This window comes from Pseudoxanthomonas sp. LjRoot127 (assembly GCF_964253495.1).
Lineage (GTDB): Bacteria > Pseudomonadota > Gammaproteobacteria > Xanthomonadales > Xanthomonadaceae > Pseudoxanthomonas_A.
In genome coordinates this window covers 3,741,970-3,761,686 of sequence record NZ_CAXUQR020000001.1, presented here as the reverse complement: position 1 = coordinate 3,761,686, position 19,717 = coordinate 3,741,970, and the positions used below count along the sequence as shown (strand labels likewise).

At 66.7% G+C, this 19,717-nt stretch carries 20 protein-coding genes and 1 tRNA gene; 14 read left to right on the top strand and 7 right to left on the bottom strand.

The genetic code is table 11. From position 1 onward, the window contains the following. Positions 1-6 precede the first annotated feature (6 nt). Positions 7-975: a protein-methionine-sulfoxide reductase catalytic subunit MsrP gene (gene msrP / locus ACSQ19_RS17780; RefSeq protein WP_296282989.1), complete on the bottom strand. Its 969-nt coding sequence runs from the start codon at positions 973-975 to the stop codon at positions 7-9. Between the two features lie 199 nt (positions 976-1,174). On the opposite strand from msrP, the gene serC reads away from it, so the two are divergent. The 3 genes from serC (at position 1,175) to aroA (ending at position 4,881) form a co-directional block, all read left to right on the top strand. Further along, the gene (gene serC / locus ACSQ19_RS17775) at positions 1,175-2,260 is read left to right on the top strand and encodes a phosphoserine transaminase (protein WP_435998870.1); all 1,086 of its coding nucleotides are present in this window, start codon (positions 1,175-1,177) and stop codon (positions 2,258-2,260) included. Between the two features lie 113 nt (positions 2,261-2,373). Then, positions 2,374-3,525: a prephenate dehydratase gene (pheA, locus tag ACSQ19_RS17770; protein WP_296282991.1), complete on the top strand. Its 1,152-nt coding sequence runs from the start codon at positions 2,374-2,376 to the stop codon at positions 3,523-3,525. A gap of 45 nt (positions 3,526-3,570) precedes the next feature. Beyond that, a complete protein-coding gene (gene aroA, locus ACSQ19_RS17765) occupies positions 3,571-4,881 on the top strand; it encodes a 3-phosphoshikimate 1-carboxyvinyltransferase (RefSeq protein WP_435998867.1) in 1,311 nt (436 codons plus the stop codon). Between the two features lie 203 nt (positions 4,882-5,084). Here aroA and ACSQ19_RS17760 read toward each other — a convergent pair whose 3' ends face one another. Both ACSQ19_RS17760 and ACSQ19_RS17755 read right to left on the bottom strand, forming a co-directional pair. Continuing rightward, positions 5,085-5,648 (bottom strand): energy transducer TonB, encoded by a 564-nt coding sequence (locus ACSQ19_RS17760; RefSeq protein ID WP_435998865.1) that lies wholly within the window; start codon positions 5,646-5,648, stop codon positions 5,085-5,087. Positions 5,649-6,209: 561 nt separating this feature from the next. Then, on the bottom strand, positions 6,210-6,857 hold the full coding sequence (locus ACSQ19_RS17755; protein WP_435998863.1) for an energy transducer TonB: 648 nt from the start codon (positions 6,855-6,857) through the stop codon (positions 6,210-6,212). Between the two features lie 111 nt (positions 6,858-6,968). Here ACSQ19_RS17755 and serS point away from each other — a divergent pair, with 111 nt between their 5' ends. Further along, positions 6,969-8,249, top strand: a complete 1,281-nt coding sequence (gene serS / locus ACSQ19_RS17750; protein ID WP_435998860.1) for a serine--tRNA ligase — start codon at positions 6,969-6,971, stop codon at positions 8,247-8,249. Between the two features lie 193 nt (positions 8,250-8,442). Here the strand turns inward: serS and ACSQ19_RS17745 are convergent, their stop codons facing one another. Together ACSQ19_RS17745 and ACSQ19_RS17740 are read right to left on the bottom strand one after the other, a co-directional pair. Next, positions 8,443-9,177, bottom strand: coding sequence for a DNA alkylation repair protein (locus tag ACSQ19_RS17745; protein ID WP_435998858.1), 735 nt, complete (start codon positions 9,175-9,177; stop codon positions 8,443-8,445). A gap of 61 nt (positions 9,178-9,238) precedes the next feature. Continuing rightward, on the bottom strand, positions 9,239-9,817 hold the full coding sequence (locus ACSQ19_RS17740; RefSeq protein WP_435998856.1) for an FMN-dependent NADH-azoreductase: 579 nt from the start codon (positions 9,815-9,817) through the stop codon (positions 9,239-9,241). 117 nt (positions 9,818-9,934) lie between these two features. Between ACSQ19_RS17740 and ACSQ19_RS17735 the strand changes: the two genes are divergently transcribed. The 10 genes from ACSQ19_RS17735 to ggpS all read left to right on the top strand — a co-directional run bounded on the left by ACSQ19_RS17735 (position 9,935) and on the right by ggpS (position 18,059). After that, entirely contained in the window at positions 9,935-10,942 is a 1,008-nt protein-coding gene (locus ACSQ19_RS17735) for a LysR family transcriptional regulator (RefSeq protein WP_296283004.1), read from the top strand. Positions 10,943-11,056: 114 nt separating this feature from the next. Continuing rightward, positions 11,057-11,146 (top strand) — tRNA-Ser (locus tag ACSQ19_RS17730). A gap of 43 nt (positions 11,147-11,189) precedes the next feature. Further along, on the top strand, positions 11,190-11,486 hold the full coding sequence (locus ACSQ19_RS17725; protein ID WP_435998854.1) for a hypothetical protein: 297 nt from the start codon (positions 11,190-11,192) through the stop codon (positions 11,484-11,486). A 22-nt stretch (positions 11,487-11,508) separates the two neighbouring features. Beyond that, a complete protein-coding gene (locus ACSQ19_RS17720) occupies positions 11,509-12,297 on the top strand; it encodes a DUF5694 domain-containing protein (protein WP_435998852.1) in 789 nt (262 codons plus the stop codon). Positions 12,298-12,361: 64 nt separating this feature from the next. Beyond that, positions 12,362-12,679 carry a hypothetical protein gene (locus tag ACSQ19_RS17715; RefSeq protein WP_435998850.1) on the top strand — a complete coding sequence of 106 codons (318 nt, stop codon included), beginning with the start codon at positions 12,362-12,364 and terminating at the stop codon, positions 12,677-12,679. Positions 12,680-12,814: 135 nt separating this feature from the next. Then, entirely contained in the window at positions 12,815-13,093 is a 279-nt protein-coding gene (locus tag ACSQ19_RS17710; protein ID WP_435998848.1) for a hypothetical protein, read from the top strand. A gap of 50 nt (positions 13,094-13,143) precedes the next feature. After that, a complete protein-coding gene (locus ACSQ19_RS17705; RefSeq protein ID WP_435998846.1) occupies positions 13,144-13,413 on the top strand; it encodes a hypothetical protein in 270 nt (89 codons plus the stop codon). 20 nt (positions 13,414-13,433) lie between these two features. After that, positions 13,434-13,598, top strand: a complete 165-nt coding sequence (locus ACSQ19_RS17700; RefSeq protein WP_435998844.1) for a hypothetical protein — start codon at positions 13,434-13,436, stop codon at positions 13,596-13,598. Positions 13,599-14,203: 605 nt separating this feature from the next. Continuing rightward, positions 14,204-15,373 (top strand): serine hydrolase domain-containing protein, encoded by a 1,170-nt coding sequence (locus ACSQ19_RS17695; RefSeq protein ID WP_435998842.1) that lies wholly within the window; start codon positions 14,204-14,206, stop codon positions 15,371-15,373. Between the two features lie 388 nt (positions 15,374-15,761). Next, entirely contained in the window at positions 15,762-18,059 is a 2,298-nt protein-coding gene (ggpS, locus tag ACSQ19_RS17690) for a glucosylglycerol-phosphate synthase (protein WP_435998840.1), read from the top strand. 393 nt (positions 18,060-18,452) lie between these two features. Here ggpS and ACSQ19_RS17685 read toward each other — a convergent pair whose 3' ends face one another. Together ACSQ19_RS17685 and ACSQ19_RS17680 are read right to left on the bottom strand one after the other, a co-directional pair. Next, on the bottom strand, positions 18,453-19,271 hold the full coding sequence (locus tag ACSQ19_RS17685; protein ID WP_435998838.1) for an isocitrate lyase/PEP mutase family protein: 819 nt from the start codon (positions 19,269-19,271) through the stop codon (positions 18,453-18,455). Between the two features lie 96 nt (positions 19,272-19,367). Beyond that, positions 19,368-19,586 (bottom strand): hypothetical protein, encoded by a 219-nt coding sequence (locus ACSQ19_RS17680; protein ID WP_299346905.1) that lies wholly within the window; start codon positions 19,584-19,586, stop codon positions 19,368-19,370. Between the last annotated feature and the right edge of the window lie 131 nt (positions 19,587-19,717).

Genomic DNA, 19,717 nt, shown 5'->3' with positions numbered 1-19,717 from the left:
GTCGGCTCAGTACCATTTCTTCAGATCCATGCCGGCGTACAGGGACGCCACCTGATCGCCGTAACCATTGAACATGCGCGTGGGGATGCGTTCGGCGAACAGCTTGCTCTGCGTGCCGGCGATGCGGCGCTCGGTCTTCTGGCTCCAGCGCGGATGGTCGACGTTCGGATTGACGTTGGAGAAGAACCCGTACTCCGACGGCTGCAGATCGTGCCACGCCGTCTCCGGCATGCGCTCGACGAACTTGATCTCGACGATCGACTTGATGCTCTTGAAGCCGTACTTCCACGGCACCACCAGCCGCAACGGCGCGCCGTTCTGCTGCGGCAGCGGCTTGCCGTACAGGCCGGTGGCCAGCAGGGTGAGCGGGTGCATCGCCTCGTCGATGCGCAGGCCCTCGCGGTAGGGCCAGTTGATGGAACGATAGCGGACCCCCGGCATCTGGGCGCGGTCGGCGAGGGTGGTGAAGGCCACGTACTTTGCCTTCGACGTGGGCGCGAACTTCTTCAGCACATCGGCCAGCGGCACGCCCAGCCACGGGATCACCATCGACCAGCCCTCCACGCAGCGCAGCCGGTAGATGCGCTCCTCGGGGGCCAGCCCCTTCACCAGGTCCTCCAGCGACAGCGTGCCGGGCTTTGCGCACTCGCCCCCCACCGCCACCGACCAGGGCGAGGTCTTGAGCGTCTTGCGCGCCGTGGACGGGTCGGCCTTGCCGGTACCGAACTCGTAGAAGTTGTTGTAGCTGGTGACGTCCTCGTAACGCGTCAGCGTTTCGGTGGTGCGGAAGCCGGAGCGCGCCTGTTCGGGCGTCACCACGACCTTCGGGGGGGCGGGAGGTTCGGCTTCCGCGCAGCCGGCCAGGGCAAGGGCGGGCGCGGCGGCAAAGGCCTGCAGCAGGCGGCGGCGATCCCGATAGATCGCTTCGTCGGTGACCTCGGACTCGCGGATCCGCAAGGCGTCGCGCAGGGACATGGACTTCTCCGGCAAGGGGATGGCGGTTGGACGGCAGTCGCGGCGGAAAATTCCCGCGCGGGCCGGTCACGTGCAGCCTATACGCAGTCGGGTGATCGCGGGATGCACGGCGTACGGGATTCATGCCCGCGCGTCCGCTTCGTTGCCCCTGCAACTGATGCGCTGCGGCATACTACGGACCCTCCTGTTCAGGTGCCCCATGACGCGCGCGTTCAACTTCAGTGCCGGTCCCGCCACCCTGCCCGAATCGGTCCTGCGGCAGGCCCAGGCCGAGATGCTCGACTGGAACGGCATTGGCGCGTCCATCGTGGAGATCAGCCACCGCAGCCAGGACTTCATCGCCGTGGCGGCCGAGGCCGAAGCGGACCTGCGCCGATTGGTCGGCATCCCCGACGACTATGCGGTGCTGTTCCTGTCGGGTGGCGCCACGACCCACCAGGCCCTGCTGGCGCTGAATTTCGCTGCGCCCGGCCAGGTCGTCGACTATGTGGTGACCGGCCACTGGGGCAAGACCGCCATCAAGCAGGCCGCGCCGTACTGCACGGTCAACATCGCGGCCGACGGCGAGGCCGGTGGCTTCCACGACATCCCGCCGCGCGACACGTGGAGGCTCACACCGGGTGCCGCCTACGTGCACATCACCGCCAACGAGACGATCCACGGCGTCGAGTTTCGCGACACCCCGGACGTGGGCGAGGTGCCGTTGTTCGCCGATTTCAGCTCATCGATCGCGTCGGAGCCGCTGGACGTGTCGAAGTACGGCGTGATCTATGCCGGCGCGCAGAAGAACCTTGGCCCGGTCGGCGTGGCGGTGGTGATCATCCGCAAGGACCTGTTCGAGCGCAGCGGCCAGCCGCGCGCCGACATCTTCGACTACCGCTCGCATGCCGCGCGCGACTCCATGCTCAACACGCCGCCGACCTGGAACTGGTACCTCGCCGGCCTGGTGTTCAAGTGGATGCTGGCCGAAGGCGGCGTGGCCGAGTTCGCGCGGCGCAATGCGGTGAAATCGTCGCTCGTCTACGACGCCATCGACGCGTCCGCCGGCTTCTACCGCAACGACGTGGTGCCAGCCGTGCGTTCGCGGATGAACATCCCTTTCTTCCTGCCGGACGACACCCTCAACGCGCGCTTCGTGGCCGAATCCAAGGCGGCCGGACTGCTGGCCCTGAAGGGCCACAAGGCGGTCGGTGGCATCCGCGCTTCGCTGTACAACGCGCTGCCGGTGGAAGGCGCGCAGGCGCTGGTCGATTTCATGCGCGATTTCCAGCAACGTAACGGATGAAGTCCCTGCATTGCCCGATGTGGGAGCGACGTCAGTCGCGATGAAGCTTCACCGATAACCTTTCGCGACTTACGTCGCTCCCACAGGGAAGCGACGGGAATACGGAAAACGACATGGCATCCAAACCCAGCAAGCCAAAGAAGATCGCCAAGCCCGCCGCGGGCAAGAAGACCGAGGCGACGCCCGCCCCGGCGCTGTCCGACGTGCGCGCCAAGATCGATGGCATCGATCGCCAGATCCAGTCCCTGATCGCCGAACGCGCCGTCTTCGCCCACCAGGTCGGCAAGGCCAAGGGAAAGCTGGCCGCTGCGGTGGACTACTACCGCCCGGAGCGCGAAGCCCAGGTGCTGCGCATGGTGGTGGACCGCAACGAGGGCCCGCTCAGCGACGAAGTGCTGGTGCATGTCTTCCGCGAGATCATGTCCGCCTGCCTGGCGCAGCAGGAGCCGTTGAAGATCGGTTACCTCGGCCCGGAGGGCACCTTCAGCCAGCAGGCGGTGCTCAAGCACTTCGGCCGCTCGGCGCATGGTCTTCCGCTGGCCAGCATCGAAGAGGTCTTCCAGGAAGTGGCCAGCGGCAACGCCGATTTCGGCGTAGTGCCGGTCGAGAACTCGGGGCAGGGCACCATCCAGATCACGCTGGACATGTTCCTGACCTCGGACCTGAAGATCTGCGGCGAAGTCGAGCTGCGCGTGCACCAGTTCCTGATGTCGCGCACCGGTCGCATCGACGACATCGAGCGCATCTACGCGCATCCGCAGTCGTTCGCGCAGACCGCGGGCTGGCTGCGCGCCAACCTGCCGAAGGTGGAGAAAGTGCCGGTGTCGAGCAACGCCGAAGGCGCCCGCCGCGCGCGTGGCAACGACGATGCCGCGGCCATCGGGGGCGAGAGCGCGGCGCACGTCTACGGCCTGAAGAAGGTCGTCATGAGCCCGATCCAGGACGACAAGGACAACACGACGCGCTTCCTTGTGATCGGCCGCAGCATCTTCCCGCCGTCGGGCCACGACCGCACCTCGGTGCTGGTCTTCATCCACGACAAGCCCGGCGCGCTGTTCGACGTGCTCAGCCCGTTCGCCCGCCACGGCATCAGCATGAACCGGATCGAGTCGCGGCCGTCGCACCACGCCAAGTGGGAGTACGGCTTCTTCATCGATCTGGCCGGCCACATCGACGACGAGGCGATGAAGCAGGCACTGGCGGAACTGAAACAGCATTCGGCGCAGATCAAGGTGCTGGGGTCGTACCCCGTCGCGGTGCCCTGATACGTTGCCCGGGCCCGCGGATGGGCCGATGAACCGAGAGACCTGATGAGCAGCAAGCAAGACTGGATCGCCTCCACAGGCCGCGCGCTGCGCGGCACCCTGGATATTCCCGGCGACAAGTCGGTATCGCACCGCGCGGTGATGTTCGCCGCGCTCGCCGACGGCACGTCGACGATCGACGGCTTCCTGGAAGGCGAGGACACCCGCGCGACCGCCGCGATCTTTTCGCGCCTCGGCGTGCGGATGGAAACGCCCTCGCCATCGCGCCGTATCGTGCATGGCGTCGGCGTGGATGGCCTGAAGGCGGCCGACGGTGCGCTCGACTGCGGCAATGCCGGCACCGGCATGCGCCTGCTGGCCGGCCTGCTGGCCGCGCAACCGTTCGACAGCGTGATCATTGGTGACGAATCGCTGTCCAAGCGTCCCATGCGCCGCGTCACCGGTCCGCTGTCCACGATGGGTGCGCGCATCGATACCGAAGAGGGCGGCCTGCCACCGTTGCGCATCCATGGCGGACAAGCCCTTGCCGGCATCGACTACACGCTGGAAGTCGCCAGCGCGCAGGTGAAATCGGCTGTGCTGCTGGCTGGCCTGTACGCAGAAGGCGAGACCGTGGTGCGCGAGCCGCACCCCACGCGCGACTACACCGAGCGCATGCTGAAGGCGTTCGGCGTCGACATCGACTTCTCCCCCGGCTTCGCTCGCCTGGGCGGCGGGCAGCGCCTGAAGGCGACCGACATCGCCGTGCCGGCCGATTTCTCGTCGGCGGCGTTCTTCCTGGTCGCGGCCAGCATCATTCCCGGTTCGGAACTGCGCCTGCGCGCGGTCGGACTGAACCCGCGCCGCACCGGCCTGCTACAGGCACTGCGGCTGATGGGCGCGGACATCACCGAAGAGAACGCCAGCGAACACGGCGGCGAGCCGGTGGCGGACCTGGTCGTCCGCCATGCGACATTGCAGGGCATCGAGGTGCCGGAGGCGCTGGTGCCCGACATGATCGATGAGTTCCCGGCGCTGTTCGTCGCGGCGGCCGCAGCGGAGGGACCGACCGTGGTGAGCGGGGCGGCGGAATTGCGGGTGAAGGAATCAGACCGCCTGGCGGCCATGGCCAATGGCCTGCGTGCGCTCGGCCTGCGCGTGGACGAGACGCCGGACGGCGCGACGATCTTTCCTGGGCCGCTGCAGGGCGGCGTGGTCGATAGTCACGGCGATCACCGCATCGCGATGGCGTTCTCGATCGCCGGCCAGCTGGCGAAGGGCAAAGTGCGCGTCGGCGATGTGGCGAACGTGGCGACCTCGTTCCCGGACTACGATGGCCTGGCGACGGGCGCAGGGTTCGCGTTGCGGAAAGCATGACCGTTGCTTTCTGTAGGAGCGACGTGAGTCGCGACCGCGGCACATGATTGCCTGAGTTCTATCATTCGCCAGTCGCCCATAGCGCGCTTGCCATGAATACCAACACTGATGTATCCCGGTCGCGATTTACGTCGCTCCTACACGTACGGGCACGGCAACAAGGGGGCGCCTGCGGGGCGCCCCCTCTTCGTTTGGACTAGAACCTAGATAGGCTTGAAGTCCACCGGCACCTTCACGCTGGTGGCGATGGCCTTGCCATTCCGCATGGCCGGTTCGAAGCGCCACTGCTTCACGGCGCTCAGCGCGGCGCGATCGAGCTCACGCTCACCACTGCGCTCGACCACACGAACGTCCACCGGGTTGCCGTTGGCATCGACATCTGCCAGCACCACGACCGTCCCGCCGACGCCGGCACGCAACATTGAGGCCGGGTACTTCGGCTGGGCGTTACTGGCGAGTGGGCGTGCATCGCGGCTGATCGCAGCGGCACGGGTCGCACGATCGGCGCGATCGCGATCGGCGCTGCCGGTTGCGCGCTCAGTGGCGGGTGTCGTGGTCACCGGCTGGTCGATCACCGCGCTCGGTGCGGTTGCGACAGGCGCTTCCGCCGGGGCGCGCGATTGGCTCCACCAGATCAGGCCACCCGCGGTGACGGCGAAAGCGAGCAGCATCAGCAGCACGGGGGATGCGTTGCGGCGCGGTTCCATCTGGGTCTCTTCCAGGGTGGGATCCGGCGCGCGGTATTCGTTGTTGATGGACGTCGACATGTGAACCTCCGTTTCGCGTTGTGGGTTCCGCGTTGGAACGGTGCCGAGTCTTTGCTTGCGGATGTTTGCGACGCGTGATTCAGCGATGAAACGAGCGTGCCGAAGTTCAGCTAGCGGAATGGCGGTTCAGCAATGCGTACGAATCATCAAAGCGCATTCGCGCAGCGACTTGAAGTAGATGCTCCCGGGCACACGACCATTCTGTTCGCCGCGTGTCGCCAGTGCGTCGCATCCCATCACGCTAATGGGCACAGCCATCGCGATCGAACCCGATGCATGACGCAGTACGAACGCGTGGTTCTGCCGTGTCACGTGCCCGACTGTATCGGTTCCGCGCAGACATCGCACCGCACCTGCATAGCGCAGCGACCGGAGTCCATCAGTCGCACGGCATGGGAGTAGCCACGACCCTTCACCCAGGTCTGGCCGGGCTCGTCGCCCAACGGGTCTTCGACCGACGGGCTGCGCGTTGACCAAGGCGATGCGCACGCGAAGAGGACGATCAACGGGATTGCCGACCAGGCGGCGATACGTTTCAGCGATCGTGCCTGGCCCATGCGGTCACCGCATCTTGAAATCGATCGGCACCGTCACCGCGCCCGGCACCGGCTGGCCGTCGCGCTGCGCCGGCTGGAAGCGCCATTGCCGAACCGCAGCGAGTGCGGCGCGGTCGAGATCGCGGGAGCCGCTGCGCTCGGCGATCTCGACGGAGGTCGGTACGCCGTCCGCCCCCACTTCGACGCGCACCATCACCGTGCCCTGGTCTCCGGCACGGATGGCCGAGGCGGGGTAGTCCGGGGCGGGTGTCTGGCCCGGAATCGGAACCGGCACGTCGCCAGGGGCCAGCGGCACCGTGGCCGTCGGTGCCGCCGCGTCGGCCGGCGTGGCGGGCAGTGGCGCTTCCGCGACGGGCGCGGGCATCGGCGCTTCTTCCACCAGTTGCGGGCGCTCTTCGGCCGCGGGACGGGGCGCGGGTTCGTCCATGCCGCTCGCGCCGGCGCCGGTGGAGAGGGGCTCGGGCAGCGCTTCGATCGGCAGCGACTTGCCCGGCAGTGCGGGGTCGGGCGTATAGAAGCCGTCGTCCCGGCCGGCCCACCAGACGATCAGGAACAGCAGCAGGCCGACGCCGAAGGCGATCGCCGCATTGCGCAGGGCGGTGCGGGGCAGGCGGAAGGTAAAGTGCGGATCGTGCGGTTGCTGGGCCGACATGGGAGTCACCGGAAAAGTCGCGCCGATTCTTGCACAGCCGCGGTTAACCGCGCGGGCAGGCGGTCGCAGATGGGCGATAATGCCGGCTTCCCACGCCAGACTGTAGTGTCCATGCTCGATCCCGTCCTGCTCCGCACCCAGCCCGCCGAACTCGCCCAGCGCCTCAAGGAGAGCCGCGGGTTCGACCTGGACGTGTCCCGCATCGCCGACCTGGAAGCCTCGCGCAAGCAGATTCAGAAGCGCACCGAGGAACTGCAGAATCTGCGCAACACCCGCTCCAAGGCCATCGGCCAGGCCAAGGCCAAGGGCGAGGACGTGGCCGCGCTGATGGCGGAAGTGGCCGGATTCGGCGACGAGTTGAAGGCTTCGGAAGTGAAGCTGGACGAGATCCGCGCCGAGATCGAAGCCATCGCCCTCGGTATCCCGAACCTGCCGCACGCCAGCGTGCCGCTCGGCAGCGATGAGGCCGGCAACGTCGAACAGCACCGCTGGGGCACCCCGCGCGCGTTCGACTTCGACGTGAAGGACCACGTGGAGCTGGGCGCCCGTCACGGCTGGCTCGACGCCGACACCGCCGCCAAGCTGTCCGGCGCGCGCTTCACCGTGCTGCGCGGCCAGCTGGCGCGCCTGCACCGCGCGCTCGCGCAGTTCATGCTCGACCTGCACACCAACGAGCACGGCTACGAAGAGACCAGCGTGCCGGTGATCGTCAACGCCGACTCCATGCGCGGCACCGGCCAGTTGCCGAAGTTCGAGGAAGACCTGTTCTCCACCGAGCTGGGCGAGCACAAGCGCTACCTGATCCCCACCTCCGAAGTGCCGCTGACCAACATCGTCCGCGATGAGATCCTCGACGACGCCCGCCTGCCGCTGCGCATGACCGCGCATTCGATGTGCTTCCGCTCCGAAGCCGGCAGTGGTGGCCGCGACGTGCGCGGCATGATCCGCCAGCACCAGTTCGAGAAGGTGGAATTGGTCTCCATCGCGCGCCCGTCGGAGAGCTACGACGAGCAGGAGCGCATGACCCGCGCCGCCGAAACCGTGCTGGAGAAACTGGGCCTTCCGTACCGCCGCATGCTGCTGTGCACGGGCGACATGGGTTTCGGCGCTACCAAGACGTTCGACCTGGAAGTCTGGCTGCCGTCGCAGAACACCTACCGCGAGATTTCCTCGTGCTCCAACTGCGAGGACTTCCAGGCGCGTCGCATGCAGGCGCGCTGGCGCAACCCGGCCACCGGCAAACCCGAGCCCGTGCACACGCTCAACGGTTCCGGCACCGCCGTGGGCCGTGCGCTGATCGCGGTAATGGAGAACTACCAGAACGCCGACGGGTCGATCACCGTGCCCGAGGTGCTGCGCCCGTACATGGGTGGCGCAGACCGCATCGCCTGAGCTGTTGATGCCTTCTCCCCGCGAGCGGGGAGAAGGTGCCCGGAGGGCGGATGAGGGGCGCTCTTAGCGCGAGCTCTCCGCTTTCCTACGGCAGACGCGCCTTGAGCGTTGATGGCTGCGGAGGGCCCACATCTCCGTTCGCCCCTCACCCGCCTTCGGCACCCTCTCCCCGCTTCGCAGGGAGAGGGGAGCGTCATGCCTTCTTGGGGCACCCCTTCGTCGCCTTCGCCACCTTGGCGCGCACGGCCGCGCGGCCCAGGTCGCGCAGCGCATCTTTGCCCACCCAGCGTCGCGCCGCGTCGTCGGATGCCGCCAACTGGGTCGCCACCGCGATCGCTTCCGCATGCAGCACGGCGTTGCGGTGGCCGATGGCCCGTAGCGCCCAGCTCACGCCCTTGCTGACGAAGTTGCGCGCATCGCCCGCGGCGGCGTACACGTGGGTCAGCCCGGCGAGGAAGGGCGCATCGGGGGTGTGGCGGTCGTGCACCGCGAGTCCGGCCAGCAGCGCGAACGCCGCGCGTTTCTCGAATTCGCCACGCTTGCCGGCCCACGCATCGATCCGCCCCCACGCGTGCGGGCTGCGATCGAACAGGTGCAGGCACAGCGTGTCGCAGACCGCCCAGTTGTCGAACTGGCGGCACCAACGGTCCATCTGGGCGGAAGTGACTTGCGCGGGATCGGCGATGAAGGCAACCAGCAGGCGCGCCTCGTAGATGCCGCTGTCCCAAAGCGGTTGCATCAGGTCGGGCTGGCGGCCGATGCGCTTGCCGAGCGCCTGGATGTCGCGCATCGGCACGCCGAGCGCGTGCGTATCCGGAATCCCGTAGCGGGCCAGCCCCGCGCGGTGCACCGGGCTGGCAGCGGCCTTCAGCAAGGCGAGGGCGTGCGCGGCGTCGATCTGTTCCGGGGTGGCTTTCCGGGCGGGCATCGGCAGGTCGGCGGGAAGGATGCCGGCAGCATACCGGCCCCGTCCCGCGACCTGTGGTGGCTCAGGCTGCCTGGCGCAGCGGCGCCGGAATGCTCGCCAGCGCCGCTTCAATGGCCTGCGCCTTGTGTTCGGGCGAATAAGCCACGCGCTCGGCGCGGATGAACTCCACGTCGGTGATGCCCAGGAACTTGAACACCTGCGTCAGGTAAGGCGCAACGAAGTCGATCGCGGTGCCGGCGTACTCGCCACCACTGGCCTCGGCCACGATCACCTTCTTGCCACCGGCCAGGCCAATGGGGCCGTTCTCGGTGTATTTGAAGGTGCGGCCGGCCACGGCCACGCGGTCGATCCAGGCCTTCAGCGTGGACGGCACACCGAAGTTGTAGCGCGGCACGCCCAGTACGATGACGTCGGCGTCCAGGAACTGCTTCAGGGTCGCTTCGCCGGCTTGTGCGGTGGCGGCATCGCCCCCACCCAGTACCGCATTGGTCAGGTGGGGCAGCGGGTCGGCGTCGAGGTCGCGATAGGTGACCTCCAGGTCGGGCAGGGTGTCCTGCCAACGGGCTACGATGGCGGCGGTCAGTTGCCGGCTGACCGAGTTCGCGGCCAGGGCGCTGCTGTCGATGTGCAATAGTTTCATGGTGGTTCTCCGGTCAGGACGCGGCAGGTGCCGCCTTGGGAACCACTGTAGGTCGTTGCATTATTGGGATAAACGTGGTCTAACGTCACTGATTGTTCTAAAGGCGGAATTATAGTCATGCAGCACGACCTCAACGACCTCTACTACTTCGCCATGGTGGTGGACCACGGTGGCTTCGCCGCCGCCGAGCGGGCGCTTGGCATTCCCAAGTCCCGCCTCAGCCGGCGCATCAGCCAGCTGGAAGCCGATCTCGGCGTGCGCCTGCTGCAGCGCTCGACGCGCCGTTTCGCGGTGACCGACGTCGGTACCAGCGTGCATCGCCATGCACAGACCATGCTGGCCGAAGCGCAGGCGGCGCGCGAAGTCGTCGATCGCCTCAGTGCCGAACCGCGCGGCGTGGTGCGCGTCAGCGTGCCGGTGGCGGTGGCGCAGATGCAGTTGCCGAAGATCCTGCCGGCCTTCCTCGACAAGTACCCGAAGGTGCGGCTGCAGCTGCACGTCAACAACCGCCGTGTCGACATCATCAACGAGGGCTACGACGTGGCCCTGCGCGTACGCGCGAAGCTCGACGACGACGGCAGCCTGGTGATGCGCAGCTTCGGCCAGATCCAAGAACTGCTGGTCGCCAGCCCGAAGTACCTCAACCGCGCCGGCCGCCCGAAGGTGCCGGAAGACCTGGCGGAGCACGTCACGCTGAGCATCAGCGAGGACGAGGCGCGCCAGCGCTGGGAGCTGCACGGGCCGGATGGCGAGGTACGCCGCATCGAGTTGAATCCGCGCCTGGCCGGCTTCGACTTCCCGCTGCTGCAGTCGATGGCGAAGGACGGCTACGGCATCACCCTGCTGCCGGAGACGGTGTGCGCGGAAGCGGTGCGCAAGGGCGAGCTGGAGGTGGTGCTGCCGGAATGGAGCCTGCCGCAGGGCATCTGCCACGCGGTGTTCGCTTCGCGCCGGGGCATGTTGCCGGCGGTGCGGGTGTTCATCGATTTCCTGGCCGAGCACCTGCCGCAGCAGATCGAGTCGTCGCGGCTGGATTGCGGCGGCGCCTGCGCGGAGGCGAAGGAGAAGGCCATCGCCATGGCGATCGACAACACCAAGGCCGGCAAGGTGAAGAAAGCCTCGTAGGCCACGGCCGCGGGGTTCGTGCGAAAATGCGCCCCGGCCTGCAATGGGCGGGGCGCGCCGCCAGGGTAGGGCGGCGATGCACCGCGACGGGTGTCGCGGGCAGTTCCAGACAACGGAGAGATGGCCGAGCGGTTTAAGGCAGCAGTCTTGAAAACTGCCGTAGGTGTAAGCCTACCGTGGGTTCGAATCCCACTCTCTCCGCCACCTCGGCAAGCGCTGTACCTTCCTGTTGGCAAGGAACATTCATATGCGCGGCGTCGACGTAACCGGAATCGGCCAGGCGATCCTGGGGGTGGCGATCGTCCTGATCGTCGCGTCCTTCCCGCTGCGCGCCTGGATGTTCCACAAGCTCCAGGACGACGTCTCCGTAAGGGATCTGTCCGACGGCAGGTCCATGATCGGCTCCGACTTCCTCGCGTTTGGCCTCGTCAGGAAATGGCGAACACTCTCGATCGCAGCCCGAGGCCCGGTGCTGGCCTTTGTCGTCGCTCAGCTGTCGGGCATGCTTTTGCTGCTGCTGGTCTGCCTTCGTACGCTCATCTAAGCCTTTGAACGGAGGAGATCCCATGCGTCCTTTCCTCATGCTTGCGTTGCTACTGCTGCACAGCGCGGCCTGGGCAGCCGATCCACCGGCGCGTGTCGTCATCGTCGGCACCTACCATTTCAGCAATCCGGGCCAGGACAAGGCCAACGTGGATGCGGTGGACGTCACAGTGCCCCAGCGACAGGCGGAGCTGCAGGCGGTGACCGATGGCCTGGCGAAATTCCAGCCGACCTTCGTCGGCGTGGAGTGGCCCGCCGACGCTGCGCGCGAGCAGTACACACGCTATCTCGCCGGCACGCTGCCGCCGTCCAGCAACGAAGTCGTGCAGCTGGGATTCCGACTGGCCAAACAGATGGGACTGGCCAATGTCCATGGGTTGGATGTTCCGGGCGACTTCCCGTTCGAACCGCTGAGCGCGTGGGCGCAGGCGAACGGGAAGGCGGGTGATCTCGAGGCGCTGATGGGACAGGCCCAGGGCATCACGGCGCGCATCACCGCACTTCAGGCGACGCACAGCATCGGCGGCGTGCTGCGCGAGATGAACACCCCGCGCGCGACCGAAGAGGCCGCGAGCTTCTACGCAGAGTTCCTGCGCTACGGCGGCGGTGACCAACAGCCCGGCGTCGAGCTCAATGCCGCCTGGGCGAAGCGCAACTTCGCCATCTGCGCCCGCCTGCTGCAGGCGCTGAAGCCGGGTGATCGCGCCGTGGTTTTCTACGGGCAGGGCCACGTGCCGCAACTGGCGGCCTGCCTGCGGTCGGCGCCGGGCGTTGAGTTGGAAGAAGCGGAAGCGTTTCTCCCGGATTCTTGAACGTCAGTTGTCGCGATCGCCCATGCACTACACTCAAGCACAACGCCTAGCGTAGCCTTTCCCAATGAGCGCTCCATTCTTGATTCTGATCGTGGTCTCCGAGTTGATCAGTCTTTGGATCTTGCGCGGTCTACTGAAAAGTTCTAGGTCGCGTTTGGAGAAATTTGCATTGGCTCTAGTGTTGATGGTCCCTGTCCTGGGGCCGTTTGTTTATGCCTTCTTGGCAGAGGATGTGCCCACTAATCATCCGCTTATACGAGATAACGGTCCTCGTGGTAGCTTCACGCATAGCGTGATCGGTATCGAAGCCGATCTGGCGCGGGCCAAGCAAGAAGAAGCGATTTGCGCTGAGAAGGATGGCGATCCATCCAGAAGTGCTTAACGGCCGCCTTAGCAATGCCGACGCCATTCGTCGCGTTGTTATCCCATGTTCTGCTGACCCTACGACCATCCGCTAGCCCCGCCCGCCACACCCGCCCGCTAGACTGCGGTTTCCACCCGCCGGACACCGCCCCGCATGAAGCTCACCCCCACGCCCATCACCGCCGTCATTGCGGGCCTCTTCGCCGGCATCGTGATGCCGCTGGTCTGGCCGCGACTGGGAGACGAAACCTTGAACTGGGTGTTTGCCTTCCTGCTCGTCGTCGCGCTGCCGATGCACGTGCTGGTGGTCGGCTTCAACCAGCCGCGTGACGCGGGGCAGGGGGGATTGAACCGTGCGCTCGTCAAGCGTGTGGCGATCTGGCTGGCATCGGCCGTGGCGGCCTTGGCGCTGATGCGGATGCTGTCGCTTTAACGCGGAGCGTCCAGGCCTATACTCGGCCTACCAACGGAGAGGAGAATCCCATGCGCAAGACCGCCATCTTCCTTGCCCTCATGTTCGCCGCCAGTATGGCGTTCGCCAATACCTACGCCTTCGGCAACCGCGTGGTCAGCAGCGGCGACGGCATCGGTCGGCTTGTCGAGATCGCCGGCAAGCCCGATCTGGTCACCCCGCTGGAAAACCAGTACGGCGCTCGTGAAGGCGAGAACTGGACCTACTTCCGCGACGGCAAGACCATCGTCTTCACCATCAACACCAGCGGCAAGATCCTGCGGATCACCGAATCCCGCTGATCGGGACACCGGGGTCGTCCATGAAGCGGATCGCACTGCCTTTCTTCATGCTGGTCTGCGCGTCGATGCTGTCCGGCTGCATCGGGACATCCAGCAAGGTCGCTCGTGCCAACACGGCGACGCCGGGTTCCACCCTCTGGTACGCCATCGACAATCCCGGTGGCATGACGCCGGTGGCCTTCTAGGCGGTCATGCCGACGAGATTGCGGACTTCGTGCTGGCGGGCGGGACCCCTGCGTCACGGGGAGCCGCGCCAGTCGACGCAACGCCACAGCCTGGCGAGATGAAATGGCAACCGAAAACGCGTTGAGCTTCCGCCCCGGAATGACGATCTCCCACCGCAAGCCCGCGTCTTGCCACGCTCTCCCTGCATTGTTCCGCCTGCAAGACCCTCGATGAGGAGTAGCGGTACTTTTTTGGTCCCGCTTGAGCCGCAATGAGAGAAGAGAGCGCCTTTCAGGTCCTCGCAACACCCTTAGTGAGAGAAGAGAGAGCCTTTCAGGTTGTCGCGAGACCGTTAGTGAGAGAAGAGAGCGCCTTTCAGGTCCTCGCAACACCGTTAGTGAGAGAAGAGAGGCCCTTTCAGGTTCTCGCGACACCGTTAGTGAGAGAAGAGAGGCCCTTTCAGGTCCTCGCGAGACCCTTGGTGAGAGAAGCGCGGGGCTTTTTGCCTCTCGCGACCGCCTATGTGTGAGTAGAGGGGCAAGAGGAGGCGCCCGGCCGGCCCATGACCTCTGGCGCTCAAGCGGTTCCCCATGGCCCGTATGATTCAACTCACATAGGAGGGGTCATGCGCTCACTGATCGGAATCTGCCTGCTCGCCCTGCTGCCGTTCGCCGCCCCGGCGGCTGGTCCGGCTGCCCCTGCCATTCCCACTCGTGTCGCCCTGGACGCGGAAGTTGCGGCGGCGATGAAGGCCGCGCAGGCCAACGGTCTGGCCATCGCGATCATCGACGAGGGCAAGGTGGTCCACGTTGCCGCTTACGGCAAGCGCAATGCGAAAGGCGATCCCCTGCAAGCGGACACCGTCATGTATGGTGCGTCGCTGACCAAGGCAGTGTTCGCCTACACCGTGATGCAGCTGGTGGAGGAGGGCCGACTGGACCTGGACCGCCCCATCGGCGAGTACTTCGACCAGCCGCTGACCGACTATCCCGCCGAGGACGGTTACGGACCCTGGCCCGACCTGGCCGGCGACCCTCGATGGAAAGGCATCACCGCACGCCACTTGCTGACCCACAGCAGCGGCTTCGCCAACTTTGCCTTCCTCGAACCCGACGGCAAGCTGCGCATCCACTTCGACCCCGGCACGCGCTATGCCTACTCCGGTGAAGGGTTGATCCTGCTGCAATACGTGATCGAACGCGGGCTGGGCCTGGACCTGGGCGCGGAGATGCAGCGGCGCGTGTTCGACCGCTTCGGCATGCCGAACACCAGCATGATGTGGCGTGCCGATTTCGCCGCCAACCTGGCCGATGGCTGGATGGAAGACGGCACGGTCGAGCCGCACGACGAGCGCGGTCGCGTGCGCGCGGCCGGGTCGATGGACACCACCATCACGGACATGGCGGACTTCGCTGCGGCCTACATAAACGGAGAAGGCCTGCGTGCGGATACGTTCGCCGCGATGACGTCGCCGCAATTGCCCATCACCACGGCCTCGCAATTCCCCACATTGCAGGACGAACTGCCCGCCCCACAGCGACGCAAGGATCTCGCTGCGGGCCTGGGGGTGGTGGTGTTCGACGGCCCGCAAGGCGCGGGTTTCTACAAGGGCGGGCACAACGACTCCACCGGCAATACCTGGGTGTGCGTGAAACAGCGCAAGCGCTGCGTCGTGATCCTGGGCAACGATGTGCGCGCGGAGCGCGCATTTCCTCGGCTGGTGTCGTTCGTGCTGGGCGACACCGGCGTGCCGTGGAGATGGGAGTACGGCGCCGGCAAGGGCTTCATCGACTGATGCGGCGACGTGAATTCGACGCGGATCCCTGTTGGATCGCCGTTCGATCGCGACGCCGGTGCTCTGCCGTCGATAGTGGAATGTGCAGGAAATCGCCGGAAATTACGCATATTCACGCATGCATTTAACGTTCTTAACATCGCGTTGACCTGCGCGATGACGATGCGGACTACAATGCTGCATCGCATCAGTCGATGTCCGCGTCCATGTCCGGGGACGGACGCGCATCTGCCGCGCTTCTGCGCGCAGCGTGCCTCGCACGCGACACACCTTCTTTCCGCACCCGCCTGGCGGTGCCCCTCCGATGCGTGATTCCCCGCCTGCGTCCTGTGACGCATCCGCGTCGTGCCGTGTGCGCGGCTTCCCTCGCGACCATGGAGTGCACCTCATGACCCTGTTGAAACATCCTTCGCAACCTGTCCTTCTCGCCACCGATCTCGACGGCACCTTCCTGGCCGGCGACGCGGAGGCGCGCAAGCGCCTGTACCACCTCGTCGACGCGCATCCGGACGTCAAGCTGGCGTGGGTCACCGGTCGCGGCCGTGAAGCGATCCTGCCGCTGTTGGCCGATCCCGGTCTGCCCACGCCGGACTACGTGATCTGCGACGTCGGCGCGACCGTGCTGCGCACCGCCGACATGCAGCCGATCCAGCCGCTGCAGTCGGCCATCGAAGCGCGCTGGCCGGGCGAGCATGTGGTGGCCGAGGCCATGCGCCGCTTTCCCATGCTGGTGCGGCAGGAAGTGCCGCAGGAGCGACGCTGCTCCTACTACTGCCATCCCGAACAGCTCTCCACGATCCAGGCCGAAGTGAAGACCGTCGCCGCCTCGCTGGGCTGCGAAGTACTGTATTCGGCCGACCGCTACCTGGACATCCTGCCGCGCGACACGCGCAAGGGCAGCACGCTGACCGCGCTGGTGGACGAGCTGGCACTCGACCCGTCGCGCGTGCTGGTGGCCGGCGACACGCTCAACGACCTGTCGATGTATGGCGAGGGCTTCCCCGGCGTGTGCGTGGGCGAATCCGAGCCGGCGCTGATCGCCGCCACGGCCGACATGGACAACGTGCTGCATGCCGATGCGCCGGGCTGCGGCGGCATCCTGCAGGCGATGGCGCACTTCGCGCTGCTGGAGGCGGACGACTACCGGCCCACGCTGCATCCCCCGGGCAAGGCGGAACTGGTGATGGTCTACCACCGCCTGCCGTACGAGGAACACATCGTCGATGGACAGCGCGTGCGCCGCCCGCACAGTTCGCCGAACGGCATCATCCCGAGCCTGTTGAGTTTCTTCGGCGATGGCCAGCCCGGTTCGTGGGTGGCGTGGACGGTGGACGATCCGAAGGCACCCCCCATCGAGCCGCGCGCGCCGGTGGACGCCGAACGCTATCCGGGCCTTACCGCCACCCACGTGCCGCTGACCAAGCATGAGGTGGACGTGTTCTACAAGCGCTTCTCGAAGGAGGCGTTCTGGCCGGTGATCAACAGCTTCTGGGAGCGCGCGCGTTTCAGCGAGGACGACTGGGACCTATTCAAGCGCGTCAACCGCCGCTTCGCCGAGGCTGCCGCCGCCGAGGCCGCGCCGGGTGCGACCGTCTGGTTGCACGACTACAACCTGTGGATGGTGCCGTCGGTGCTGCGCGAACTGCGGCCGGACGTGAAGATCGCCTTCTTCCACCACACGCAGTTTCCCTCGGCGGACATCTTCGCGGTCCTGCCGTGGCGCCGCGAGATCCTCGGCAGCCTGCTGGCCTGCGACTACGTGGGCTTCCACATCCCGCGCCATGCCGAGAACTTCACCGACGCGGTGCGCAGCACGTTCCCGGTCGAGGTGACGCGGCGCGCGTCGTGCGCGCCGCGCTTCATGACCTTCGGCTGCGCGGTCGGCGTGGAGGACATGGCCACGGAGTTGCGTATCGACGGACGCACGGTGCGCATCGGTGCGCACCCGATCGGCACCGACGTGGGGCGCATCCGGGCCTGTCTCGAGACGGAGCAGGTGGCGGAGGACATCGCGCGCATCCGCGACGAGATCGGCCGGCGCAAGCTGGTGCTGTCGATCGAACGGCTGGATTACACCAAGGGCATCCTGCAGAAGCTGCAGGCGTTCGAACGCCTGCTGGACGAGTCGCCCGAGCTGCGCGGCGAAGTGACGCTGGTGCTGGTCTGCGTACCCGCCGCGAAGGAGATGACCATCTATCGCCCGCTGCAGCAGCAGATCGAACAGGCGGTGGGGCGCATCAACGGTCGGCTGTCGCAGCTGGACTGGACGCCGGTGCGCTTCTTTGCCCGCGTGCTGCCCTTCGCCGACGTGGTGGCGCACTACGCGGCCGCCGACGTCATGTGGATCACGCCGTTGCGCGATGGCCTGAACCTGGTGGCGAAGGAGTTCGTCGCCGTGCAGGGACTGGACGGTGGCGATGGCGTGCTGGTGCTGTCCGAGTTCGCCGGCGCGGCCGCGGAGCTGAAGGGTGCGGTGCTGACCAATCCGCACGACCCGGCCGATCTGGCGCGCACGCTGCGGCAGGCGCTGGGAATGACGCCGGGCGAGCGCGAGGACCGTCAGCGTCGGCTGTTCGACATCGTGCGGCACCACGACCTGTCGCGCTGGGGGCGCGAGTTCCTCGCCGCTGCGCGTGGCGCGGACGACACGCCCACGGCCGGAGCCCACACCGCGATCGCCGCGTAACGTATTTACGTTTGACGCGTCCCCCGTGGGCCGCGATAGTCGCCTCACAGACGGAGGGGGGACGCCGCGATGCGGATGATGGTCGTGAGGAGCATGGCGTGGCTGCTGATCGCGGCCACGGCGCTCGTGTTGTTCGGCCTGGCCCAGGTACCGGAGCTGTGGGCGCGCTGAGCGCCGCGGCCAAAAGAAAACCCGACCGGGTCGGTCGGGTCTGAAAGGGGGAGTCCCCGGCTCCGGCAGTGCTGCTTGCTCAAGGCAGCGCCCGTTTCCGTTGCAGAGCGGCCATTCGTGGCCTGCGCAGGGCGTGCTGCCGGGGACGCGTCCATGGTCGTGGATGGCGCTCACCTTCGCAGTCGGGTGTAGCCCCGCCGTGCTGTAGGGAAATTCCTACCCTCATCCGCGATCGGATGCAGCGAACAAACCGTTGACCGCACCGTAGCCCATCGCCTGCGGATCGGGCAGGGACGTCGCATCCTCGTGCAGGAACGCGCTGACCTGCGTCGCCAGGCGACCGTACATCGATTCGGCCAGCGCCGAACCCGTGCTGATGCGTCGTACGCCCCACGCCTGCAACGCGGCCAGGTCCTGCAGCTGCGGGCGCACCATCAGGTTGAGCGGCAGGCCGCAGCGCGCGACCAGCGTGCGGATCGCGTCCGCATCGACCAGCCCCGGCGCGAACAGGCCGTCGGCGCCAGCATCGCGATACAGATCGGCACGCGCCACGGTTTCCTCGAGGCGTGCGCCTTCTACCACCAGGCCGCGAAGATATACGTCGGTGCGCGCGTTGATGAAGACATCCAGCCCATGGCGCACGCACGCCGCGCGGATGGCGCGGATCTTCGTGGCGAGCAGCGCGGGGTCGCGTGCGCCGTCTTCCAGATTGATGCCTGCCGCGCCCGCGTGCACGGCCCGGACTACGGTATCCGCCACCACGGGGGGATCGTCGGAGTAACCGCCTTCCATGTCGACGGTCAGCGGCACGTGGATGGCGCGCGCGATGCCGGCGACGGCGTGCAGCAGCGCGTCCCTGTCCAGTGAGTCACCGTCTGGATAGCCTTGTGCCCAAGCAAGTCCCGCACTGGTGGTGGCGACGGCAGGCGCGCCCAGGTGTTCGATCAGACGGGCCGTTCCCGCGTCCCAGGCGTTGGCGAGGCGTAGCAGACCCCTCGAATGAAGATCGCGGAAGCGGGAGACCGCGGAAAGATGCGTCATGGCAGGTCGTCGGAAGAAGCGGGCGCACAGAGTGCCACGCGCATCACTTCAGGACTCACCGCTTGCGGACAGCAATATCCGTCGCGTGCCCGTGGATCAGGCGCAGAGACGCCAGCCCTCGAACAGGCGCCAGCGACCGTCGCCGCCTTCGATGTTGATGGCGTACTCCAGCCCCTGCTGGTGGCGCTGGTTGGCCAGCTTGACGGCATAGCCCAAGGCCGCGCCCGGGCTGCTGAAGTGCAGGGGAGGGGATTCGTTGATCGACAGCTCGTACGAGCCATCGTCGGCGGGAGCGTGGAAGAGATCGAACGTCATCATGGGGATGCGGAATGCGTTGCCTGTGGTGCAACGTACGGCGCGACGCGTGATGCGGACGCATACGCGGGCACGGCGGTTCCACGCGATTAAGTCATGTGGAAATGGCGTGAGAAAACTGTGCAGTCAGG

Excerpts from the sequence above, each read along its gene's own strand:
- msrP (WP_296282989.1), bottom strand. The coding sequence starts at position 975 with ATGTCCCTGCGCGACGCCTTGCGGATCCGCGAGTCCGAGGTCACCGAC.
- serC (WP_435998870.1), top strand. The coding sequence starts at position 1,175 with ATGACGCGCGCGTTCAACTTCAGTGCCGGTCCCGCCACCCTGCCCGAA.
- pheA (WP_296282991.1), top strand. The coding sequence starts at position 2,374 with ATGGCATCCAAACCCAGCAAGCCAAAGAAGATCGCCAAGCCCGCCGCG.
- aroA (WP_435998867.1), top strand. The coding sequence starts at position 3,571 with ATGAGCAGCAAGCAAGACTGGATCGCCTCCACAGGCCGCGCGCTGCGC.
- ACSQ19_RS17760 (WP_435998865.1), bottom strand. The coding sequence starts at position 5,648 with ATGTCGACGTCCATCAACAACGAATACCGCGCGCCGGATCCCACCCTG.
- ACSQ19_RS17755 (WP_435998863.1), bottom strand. The coding sequence starts at position 6,857 with ATGTCGGCCCAGCAACCGCACGATCCGCACTTTACCTTCCGCCTGCCC.
- serS (WP_435998860.1), top strand. The coding sequence starts at position 6,969 with ATGCTCGATCCCGTCCTGCTCCGCACCCAGCCCGCCGAACTCGCCCAG.
- ACSQ19_RS17745 (WP_435998858.1), bottom strand. The coding sequence starts at position 9,177 with ATGCCCGCCCGGAAAGCCACCCCGGAACAGATCGACGCCGCGCACGCC.
- ACSQ19_RS17740 (WP_435998856.1), bottom strand. The coding sequence starts at position 9,817 with ATGAAACTATTGCACATCGACAGCAGCGCCCTGGCCGCGAACTCGGTC.
- ACSQ19_RS17735 (WP_296283004.1), top strand. The coding sequence starts at position 9,935 with ATGCAGCACGACCTCAACGACCTCTACTACTTCGCCATGGTGGTGGAC.
- ACSQ19_RS17725 (WP_435998854.1), top strand. The coding sequence starts at position 11,190 with ATGCGCGGCGTCGACGTAACCGGAATCGGCCAGGCGATCCTGGGGGTG.
- ACSQ19_RS17720 (WP_435998852.1), top strand. The coding sequence starts at position 11,509 with ATGCGTCCTTTCCTCATGCTTGCGTTGCTACTGCTGCACAGCGCGGCC.
- ACSQ19_RS17715 (WP_435998850.1), top strand. The coding sequence starts at position 12,362 with ATGAGCGCTCCATTCTTGATTCTGATCGTGGTCTCCGAGTTGATCAGT.
- ACSQ19_RS17710 (WP_435998848.1), top strand. The coding sequence starts at position 12,815 with ATGAAGCTCACCCCCACGCCCATCACCGCCGTCATTGCGGGCCTCTTC.
- ACSQ19_RS17705 (WP_435998846.1), top strand. The coding sequence starts at position 13,144 with ATGCGCAAGACCGCCATCTTCCTTGCCCTCATGTTCGCCGCCAGTATG.
- ACSQ19_RS17700 (WP_435998844.1), top strand. The coding sequence starts at position 13,434 with ATGAAGCGGATCGCACTGCCTTTCTTCATGCTGGTCTGCGCGTCGATG.
- ACSQ19_RS17695 (WP_435998842.1), top strand. The coding sequence starts at position 14,204 with ATGCGCTCACTGATCGGAATCTGCCTGCTCGCCCTGCTGCCGTTCGCC.
- ggpS (WP_435998840.1), top strand. The coding sequence starts at position 15,762 with ATGACCCTGTTGAAACATCCTTCGCAACCTGTCCTTCTCGCCACCGAT.
- ACSQ19_RS17685 (WP_435998838.1), bottom strand. The coding sequence starts at position 19,271 with ATGACGCATCTTTCCGCGGTCTCCCGCTTCCGCGATCTTCATTCGAGG.
- ACSQ19_RS17680 (WP_299346905.1), bottom strand. The coding sequence starts at position 19,586 with ATGACGTTCGATCTCTTCCACGCTCCCGCCGACGATGGCTCGTACGAG.